This window comes from Myxococcus sp. CA005 (assembly GCF_006518205.1).
Taxonomy (GTDB): Bacteria; Myxococcota; Myxococcia; order Myxococcales; family Myxococcaceae; genus Myxococcus; species Myxococcus xanthus.
Map to the genome: position 1 here is coordinate 22592 of NZ_SRLV01000100.1, position 8137 is coordinate 30728.

The window sequence follows — 8137 nt, forward strand, 5'->3', positions numbered from 1 at the left end:
ATGAGGGGACTGTCTTTCAGCAACCAGCGGGGGCCTGTTTCCCCGCCTGTTCCCCTTCTGGTGGAGCGGGCGAACGCCTAGGATGCGCGCCTTCATGCGGCGCCCCCCTCTCAGCAACGACTTCTCCTGGTCCAAGAGCCGCCACGAGAAGTTCTCCGAGTGCCTTCGCGCGTACTACCTCTACTACTACCGCTCCTGGGGCGGCTGGGAGGCGAGCGCGCCCAAGGACGTACGCGAGCTCTACGTGCTGAAGAAGCTGGGCAACCGCTACACGTGGGCCGGCAGCGTGGTGCACGAGAGCATCAAGGACGTGCTGTTGGACTGGCGCGCGGGCCGCGAGGTGGACCCGGCGGCGGTGGAGGCGCGCACGCGCAAGCTGATGCAGGACGACTTCCGGCACTCGCGCTCGAAGAACTACTGGTCACAGAAGTACCGCAAGCAGTTCACCGGCCTGGTGGAGCACGAGTACGCCGAAGCGGTGCCGGACGAGGCGTGGAAGCAGAACTGGGAGACGGTGCGCTCCGCGCTGTCGTGGTTCTTCTCCTCGCGCTGGAAGGACCTGGCGCACAGCCTCAAGCCCGAGCAGTGGCTGGAGGTGGACGCGGGCTTCGACTTCGCCCACTTCACGCTGGACGGCCTCAAGGTCTTCGCGATTCCCGACTTCGCCTTCGTGGACGCGGACGGAACGCCGGTGGTGGTGGACTGGAAGACGGGCAAGTCGCGCGACGGGTACGACGAGCAGGTGCTCGGTTACGCGCTCTACGTGGCCCAGCGCTACCGCTTCCCGGTGGAGAAGGTGCGCGCCTCGCTCGTGTACCTCAACGAGGGCAAGGAGCAGGACGTCGCGGTGGACCCGGAGGCCATGGCCTCCTTCCACCGGCACTTCGAGCAGAGCGTGGCGAAGATGCGCTCGCTGCTGAAGGACGCGGCCACCAACACGCCGCTGGACGCGTCCGCGTTTCCGCCCACGGAGTCGCTGACGTCCTGCGCACGGTGCGTCTTCCGCCGTCCCTGCGGACGCGAGGGCGCCGCGCCCGAAGCGCCCCAACCGCAGCAGGTGGTCTGAGCGCCTAGCGCGCCGACGCGAGCCGCCGCACCACCACGCCCGCCGCGTTCATCCCGAAGCAGGACGTGACGAAGGCCACGCTGCCGTCAATCTGCGTGCGGTGGTCGCAGGTGTGGAACTCGTTGTCCTGCGGGCACACGCACAGGAAGCCGTCGGTGGCGTCGTCGTACTGGAGCGTCACCGGCAGCCGCCGCGCTTCGATGGAGTACACGGCGGTGATTCCCGTGTGCTTGTCCGTCTCCACCGCGTACTTGCGCTTGAGCAGCTTGCGGATGTCCTTGGCGAAGGGGTCCATGTGCGTCTCGGACAGGTCCTCCACGCGGATGGCGGTGGGGTCCAACCGGCCCGCGGCGCCCATGGAGCTGACCACCGGCACGCCCAGCGTCACGCAGCGGTGCAGCAGGTGCAGCTTCGCCTTCACGTTGTCGATGGCGTCCACGACGAAGTCGTACTGGCCCGGCTGGAGCATCTGCTCGGCCACGTCCGCGCGGTAGAACTCGCGCACCGCCTCCACCTTCGCCGCCGGATTGATTTCCTGGCAGCGCTGCGCCATCAGCTCCGCCTTGGGCTTGCCCACGGCCTTCACCGTCGCGTGGAGCTGGCGGTTGGTGTTGGTGACGCACACGTCGTCATGGTCCACCAGCGTCAGGTGGCCAATGCCGCTGCGCACCAGGCCCTCCGCCGCGAAGCTGCCCACGCCGCCCAGGCCGAACACCACCACGCGCGCGTTGGCCAGCCGCTCCATCGCGGAGTCGCCCAGCAGGCGGCCGGTCCGGTCGAAGCGCCGGGAGAGCTTGAAGGGACGGGCGAGCGAGTCCGGGGCGGTGGGCGGAGTCTCAGGGGCAGGGGCGGGGAGCGGCTGCGGATTCATGGCGGTCCTCTATAACGCGACCGCTCGCCTACCGCGAAGGTGCAGGGAAAGCTTCCCGGAAGAAGCGGCGGGCATTCTCGGTCGTCTGCCGGGCGACCTCCTCGACGGGCTCCCCCCGGACGCGGGCCATGCCCTCCAGGATGCGGGGAAGGTAGCCCGGCTCGGAGCGCGTCCCCCGGTGGGGCATGGGGGCCTGGTCCGGGGCGTCCGTCTCCGCCATCAGCCGGTCCAGGGGGATGGCCCGGAGCGCATCCAGGGGCTTGCGGGCCTCCGCCCAGGTGACGGGGCCCGCGAAGGAGAAGTGGCAGCCCTTCTGGAGATAGAAGCGCGCCAACTCCACGCCGCCGCTGTAGCTGTGCATGAGCAGGCCGGCCTCGGGGAGGGGCTCCTCCTTCAGTAGTTCGATGAGGGCTGGGTGCAGCCGGTGGCAGTGCATCAGCACGGGCAGGCCGTGCTTGCGCGCCAGCGCGAGGTGCCGCTTCAGCACCATCACCTGCCGTTCCAGCGGCGCGCCCGGGAGGCTGGGGCCATCCAATCCGCACTCACCCACGGCCGCCGCGCCGCCCTTCGCGAGCAACGCGTCCAGGTGCTCGAGCACGGCGTCGTCCTCTGCCGGGGGCATGTCGGGGAGGAGCTGCGGGTGGATGCCCAGGCCCACCTGGAGGCGGGCATCCTGGCGGGACATCTCCAGCAAGGGCTCCCAGTCATGCGGGCCCACGCCAGGGATGACGATGCCGTGGAGGCCCGCGGCCCAGGCGCGCGAGAGGACTTCATTCCTGTCGGCGTCGAAGCGGGACGCATCCAGGTGGCAGTGGGTGTCTATCATCGAGCAGGCTGCTCCCTTGGGCCGTTCATTCAGGAACACGCTGCGTGCTCCTGCGCATCCGGGTGCGCGCGCCCGGAAAGGCCGACGGTATACGCGCCCTCTATCCTCCGGAGGGTTTCCATGACCAAGCGTGTCGTTATCAGCGCGCTGTGTGGCGTGCTGCTGGTGCTGTCGACGGGGTGCGGTGACGAGTGTGTCGATGTATTCGACTGCCGCAGCGACAAAGGGCCCCCTCCGGCGGGGAAGGATTGGACGTGCCGCTCGGGCAACTGTGAGCTGCGCGATGTCCAGCGGCCGCCCGAGGGGGACGCTGGGACGGAAGAGGACGCTGGCACCGAGGGAGACGCGGGCACCGAACAGGACGCGGGCACTGAAGAGGATGCCGGCACGGACGCGGGCACGGCCGACGGCGGTGGCGTGGTCGTCATCGGCACGGGGGCCAAGGGTGATGCTTGCACGTCGTCCGCCGACTGTGCCGCGGGCCTGCGCTGTGAGGGCACGACCGAGGCCATGACGTGTCAGGCGCTGCACGTGGCCTTCACGGCCATGGACGACACCGACGAAATGGCTGCGGTGGTGACGCGCTTCGATGCGCCGGAGCCCACGCGGCTGTCAGACGCCGAGGAGAACAGCCTCTACCCGCGCTGGAACCCGGCCGGCAACCGGATTGCCTTCGTCCAGGGCGCCACCGAGACGGGCACCTCGACGGGGAACCTGGCCGGTGAGCTGGTGGCGCGCGACGTGCCGCTGGTGGCGGGTGCGCCCACGATGCTCGCCAACGGCACCACGGGCAGCACCGAGGGCTTCCTCTACCTGGAGTGGGAGCCGGGGGATTCTCTCCTGTACGTGCGCCGCGCGGGCGACAGCATCTCCGGCATCTCCCGCGTCCCGGCCGAGGGCGGCACGGTGGAGCAGGTCACCGCGTTGGGCTCCTCCCCGGCCTGGCGCAATGGCAACACGTTCGCGTTCAGCACCGCCACCGTCGGCATCTCCACGGCCACCGTGGGCGGCGCGCCCACGCCGCTGGCCATCGCGGGCACCACGGCGGAGCAGCCGCACTACAACCGCGTCAATGACCAGCTCCTGTTCCTCCGTCCGGATGACACGCGGCCGGTGGGGCTGAACGCCGCGCTCTACATCGTCCCCGTGCGCGGCGCCGCCGTGCAAACGATTGCCGAGTTCACCACGGCGGCCGTCGAGGGTGGCTCGGTGGATTCCTACATCGCCAACCCCACCTGGGCGCCGGATGGCAGCTGGGTGGCGTACGTGCGCGCCTACTTCTTCAACCCCACCACGGGGGAGCCGGAGCTCTGCGGCGCCGGTGACTCGCCCTGTGCCGGCGACCCGGGCAACATCATTTTCCTGCGCCGCATCAACCCGGCGGATGGCACCCCGGTGGGGGATGAGGTCAGCTTCGCCGAGGGCGCCACGCTCCCGTCGTTCTCTCCGGATGGCCACTACGTGGCCTACATCCAGACGGGGCAGCTCTACGTCCAGCAGATTGATCCGGCGGCGGGCGCGAAGGTAGGTGACCCCATCGTCCACCCGCTGGGGGGCTACACTCTCCAGACGTCGCGCGGCGATGACCACCGTCCGCGCTGGCAGCCCCGGTAGCCCCAGGCTGTTGACGGCGTGAAGTCCCAGGCCCGCGTCTCCCCAGGGGACGCGGGCTTTCTTCGTTTCCGGGATGGTGCGCGGCGCCTTGTCTCCGCGCGAGATGCGGCATAGGGAGGGGCGCGCGGGCCCACCCCTGGGTCCGTCCACCGGAGGACCCGCATGAGGCGCTCTCTTGTTCCTGGCTTCCTGCTCTTCACCGCCTGCGCCACCGCGCCGGCTCACCGCCTGGACGAGGGCAGTGGTGGCACCGCGGCCGAGGAGCCACAGTCGCTGGCCGCGCCTGTGCGCCTGGAGACACGCTCCGGCAGCTTCCTGGTACACCCGAACAACGCGGCAGACTTCGAGAAGCTGCTCGCGGGAGAGCCCACGCGGCAGCGCTACTCCGCCGGCATCCTGATGGCGGGAGACTGACGTCCACGCCAGCCGGGACAGGGGCGGAGGGCTCAGCCCTCCACGACGATGCGACGCCCCAGCGCCCGGGTCATCTGCGGCGAGGTGAGCTGGGCCAGCACATCCACCAGCTCCCCGCCGGAGGTCTCGAAGGCCGCCGCGATGACCTCGCCCACCGTCAGGTGGACCTTGCCCGCTGCCGCCCGGGCCCGCTGAGCCGTTCGCCGGAGCGCGGGCATCACCCGCCGGCCCTGCCTGGGAACCGCGCCACTTCTACGAGTCGTCCGCTTGCCCATGGGTTCCTCCCACCGCACCGTGCTACGCGGGTGAGTACACCGTGGGTCTGACACATGCAGTTGAGGTGCCAGCCGTCTGACTACCTGTCCGGTGGGACAATGCCCCTCATTTCCCAGGCAGAAAGCGGGGTTAAGCAGACAGTCGGCTCGCTGGGTTCACGGTGCTGCCCGGGTATGAATCGTTTCATCGAGCGTTTTCGTTCACTCCGAGCGCAATCTCGACGTTTCGTTCAACGGCCCCGTTTCGTCACGTGGCTTACAATTCTTGGCACCCAGGTCCAATCTGACCCCGATGTCAGAGTCAAGCCTTCCCGCAGAAGTCCGTCTTTCCCGGCGGAAAGCCAGAACATCCTGACGCAAATGTCGCGGCCTCGTGGGCGGCGCGGGCAGTGCGGTATACGCCGGGGGGCATGCCCCAGACTCTCTGTCCGAACTGCGGCCATAGCCCCATTCCGCGCGGTGCCAGTGCGTGCCCCTCGTGTGGGGAGCCGTTCGACCATCTCCAGTCCCACAAGAAGGTTGGCCGGATGCGGCTGGACCGGCCCATGGTGGAGGCGGACGACGACGCCACGGTGTTCGGCGGGGACCTTGTCACCAGCGCGGTGTCCGCCCATCCGGGCCCTGCTGCGGGGGTGTTGCTGGCGAGCGCCGCGGCCTGGTTCGTCCGCGCCGCGGGCCTGTTGGGCTCGCTGGAGGACCCCGCGTGGACATACGGCCTGGTGTGCCTGGGCGCGGTGCTCGCGCTGGTGCTGGTGCTCAACCGCGGCCCCGCGAAGGGGATGGCGCAGGTGGGCGTGGTGGTGCAACTGCTGGCCACGGGGTGGCTGGCGCGTGAGGCACCGCTGGCCCCCGTCCACGTGGCCTACTTCATCCTCGGGGTGCTCGCCTTGGTCATGGTGGTGGGCGAGCCGGGGCCCATGCGGCGCTACCTGGGGCTGGGTTTGGGCCTGGGAGCGGCGGTCGCTTCGGCGGGGTTGTTGGCGCTTCCCATCGCGGGGACGTCGGGCGCGGGTGTGCGTCAGTCCCTGGTGGGCAGCGAGCTGGGGTATCGGCTGGAGCTGCCCCCGGGGTGGGGACAGTTGACGCGCGAGCAGCTCGCACCGCACCTGGTCCTGCCCGCGTCCACCCTGCAGGGCGGCGGCGTGGGCTTCGGCGACGCGGCGCAGGAACGCTACGGCCTGCTCTGGGTGGAGCGCGGCACGGGCAAGGCGGCGGCCGCGGGGTGCAAGGGGTTGTTCCAGGCGCTGGGCGGTGCGCTGGGGGAGGCGCTGTCACTTCCCGCGCCTCCGGCGTTGGGGAGCGCGGCCACCGTGCATCCGCTGCGCACGCCGGGTGGCGCGGAAGGCACGCTGGCGTGCGGGGTGCTGGCGGACGGGCGGCTCGTGGGGCTGGTGGTGGTGGCCGCCCAGGCGAGTGGCGGCGCGGACGAGGCGGCCTTCACGACGGTGGGCGCGGGACTCGCATTGCAGTAAGGGGCTCATCGCCATGAACGTCCAGGTCCTCTTTCACGACAGCTGCTTCGACGGCGCCGCGAGCGCGGCCGTGTTCTCCCGCTTCTACCGGGAGCGCATCCGTCCGGACGCGGCCTTCCGGTACCTCGGTCTGAACCACAAGCCGGGCGCCGAGGGCATCGACCCGGCCGTGTTCTCCGGCGAGGAGAATGTCATCGTCGACTTCCGCTACAGCCAGGACGCGCGGCTGACCTGGTGGTTCGACCACCACGCCTCCGCCTTCCAGCAGCCGGGAGACGAGGCGCACTTCCGCGCGGACACCAGCGGGCGCAAATTCCACGACGCGCACCGCAAGAGTTGCACGAAGTACCTGGCGGACGTGGCCCGGGAGCGCTTCGGCTGGGATGCGTCGCCCCTGGCGGAGCTCATCCACTGGGCGGAAATCATCGACGGGGCCCAGTTCCCCTCGCCGCAGATGGCGGTGGCGCTGGAGGAGCCCGCGCTGCGCATCATGACGGTGCTGGAGGCCAACAAGGACCCCAGCCTCATCCCGGAAGTCATCCGCCGCATGCAGTCCGAGTCGCTGGCGGACATCGCCACCTCGCCGCTCATCGCCGCGCCGTTGGCGCCGCTGCTGGCGCGCCACCAGTCGAACATCGAGCTGGTGCGTGCCCGGGCGCGCTACGAGCGCGGCGTCGTCTTCTTCGACCTGGTGGACGAGGGCGTGGACAGCCTCAACAAGTTCATCGCCTATGCCCTCTACCCGGACGCGCGCTACACGCTGTGGGTGGGGAAGGGCGCCTCGCGGGCCAAGGTGTCCATCGGCTCCAACCCGTGGAAGCCGGAGCTGCGGCGGCACGACCTGTCCGCCATCGCCGGACGCTACGGCGGCGGCGGGCACCCGGTGGTGGCCGCGGTGAGCTTCAAGGCGGACCAGGCCGACAAGGCGCGCGCCGCCTACGCGGAGATTCTGGCGGAGCTGTCCTCCGACGCGTGACGGCGCGGGCGTCAGCGGCGCTCAGAAGAACCGGAAGCCCGCCTCCCGCAGCAGTCGCACCACCGTCACCATGGGCAGGCCCTGAACGTTGGAGCGGTCGCCGTCGAGCCGCTCCAACAGGGCCTGTCCGGCGTCCTCCACGCGGTAGCTGCCGCAGCAGCCCTCCCATTCGTTCAGGTCGAGGTAGCGCTCCAGCTCCTCCTCCTTCACCCGGTAGAAGGTCAGCCGGGTCGTCTCCACTGCATCGAGCACCTTGCCTCCGGGGCCCACCAGGCACACCCCGGTGTGGATGGCGTGGGTGTGGCCCACCAGCTTGCGCAGTTGCTCGCGCGCCGCGTTCCGGTCGACGGGCTTGGAGAGGACTTCGCCCGCCACCTCGACGAGCTGGTCCGCGCCCAGCACCCAGGCCTCCGGGTGGCGCTGATGCACCGCGCGGGCCTTGCGTGACGCGAGCTCCCGCACGGCCTCCGTCACCGACAGGTGTGGGGCGACGACCTCGTCCACGCCGGGGGCCTCGGCGCGGTAGGGAAGCCTCAGTCCATCCATCAGGGCCCGCCGGGCGCTCGACGTGGAGGCCAGAATCAATTCGCTCATGGGACGGGCAACCTAGTGCAGGGCGGGGC

Annotated in this window: 9 protein-coding genes; 5 read left to right on the forward strand and 4 right to left on the reverse strand. The window is 70.2% G+C overall.

From position 1 onward, the window contains the following. Window positions 1–82 precede the first annotated feature (82 nt). A complete protein-coding gene (locus tag FMQ63_RS31505; protein WP_011552068.1) occupies window positions 83–1066 on the forward strand; it encodes a PD-(D/E)XK nuclease family protein in 984 nt (327 codons plus the stop codon). 4 nt (window positions 1067–1070) lie between these two features. Here FMQ63_RS31505 and FMQ63_RS31510 read toward each other — a convergent pair whose 3' ends face one another. Further along, window positions 1071–1937 carry a ThiF family adenylyltransferase gene (locus FMQ63_RS31510; protein WP_011552069.1) on the reverse strand — a complete coding sequence of 289 codons (867 nt, stop codon included), beginning with the start codon at window positions 1935–1937 and terminating at the stop codon, window positions 1071–1073. A gap of 28 nt (window positions 1938–1965) precedes the next feature. Beyond that, entirely contained in the window at window positions 1966–2763 is a 798-nt protein-coding gene (locus tag FMQ63_RS31515) for a TatD family hydrolase (protein ID WP_011552070.1), read from the reverse strand. A 120-nt stretch (window positions 2764–2883) separates the two neighbouring features. Between FMQ63_RS31515 and FMQ63_RS31520 the strand changes: the two genes are divergently transcribed. After that, on the forward strand, window positions 2884–4377 hold the full coding sequence (locus tag FMQ63_RS31520) for a PD40 domain-containing protein (protein ID WP_011552071.1): 1494 nt from the start codon (window positions 2884–2886) through the stop codon (window positions 4375–4377). 162 nt (window positions 4378–4539) lie between these two features. Further along, window positions 4540–4791 carry a hypothetical protein gene (locus FMQ63_RS31525; protein WP_011552072.1) on the forward strand — a complete coding sequence of 84 codons (252 nt, stop codon included), beginning with the start codon at window positions 4540–4542 and terminating at the stop codon, window positions 4789–4791. 32 nt (window positions 4792–4823) lie between these two features. Here FMQ63_RS31525 and FMQ63_RS31530 read toward each other — a convergent pair whose 3' ends face one another. Continuing rightward, complete coding sequence (locus FMQ63_RS31530; RefSeq protein ID WP_043612925.1) at window positions 4824–5066, reverse strand: hypothetical protein; 243 nt, start codon at window positions 5064–5066, stop codon at window positions 4824–4826. Window positions 5067–5593: 527 nt separating this feature from the next. Here FMQ63_RS31530 and FMQ63_RS31535 point away from each other — a divergent pair. Further along, on the forward strand, window positions 5594–6538 hold the full coding sequence (locus FMQ63_RS31535) for a zinc ribbon domain-containing protein (RefSeq protein ID WP_225909865.1): 945 nt from the start codon (window positions 5594–5596) through the stop codon (window positions 6536–6538). 13 nt (window positions 6539–6551) lie between these two features. Beyond that, the gene (locus FMQ63_RS31540) at window positions 6552–7514 is read left to right on the forward strand and encodes a hypothetical protein (RefSeq protein ID WP_020478535.1); all 963 of its coding nucleotides are present in this window, start codon (window positions 6552–6554) and stop codon (window positions 7512–7514) included. A gap of 21 nt (window positions 7515–7535) precedes the next feature. On the opposite strand, the gene FMQ63_RS31545 is transcribed toward FMQ63_RS31540, so the two are convergent. After that, window positions 7536–8108 carry a nucleoside triphosphate pyrophosphatase gene (locus tag FMQ63_RS31545; protein WP_011552076.1) on the reverse strand — a complete coding sequence of 191 codons (573 nt, stop codon included), beginning with the start codon at window positions 8106–8108 and terminating at the stop codon, window positions 7536–7538. Between the last annotated feature and the right edge of the window lie 29 nt (window positions 8109–8137).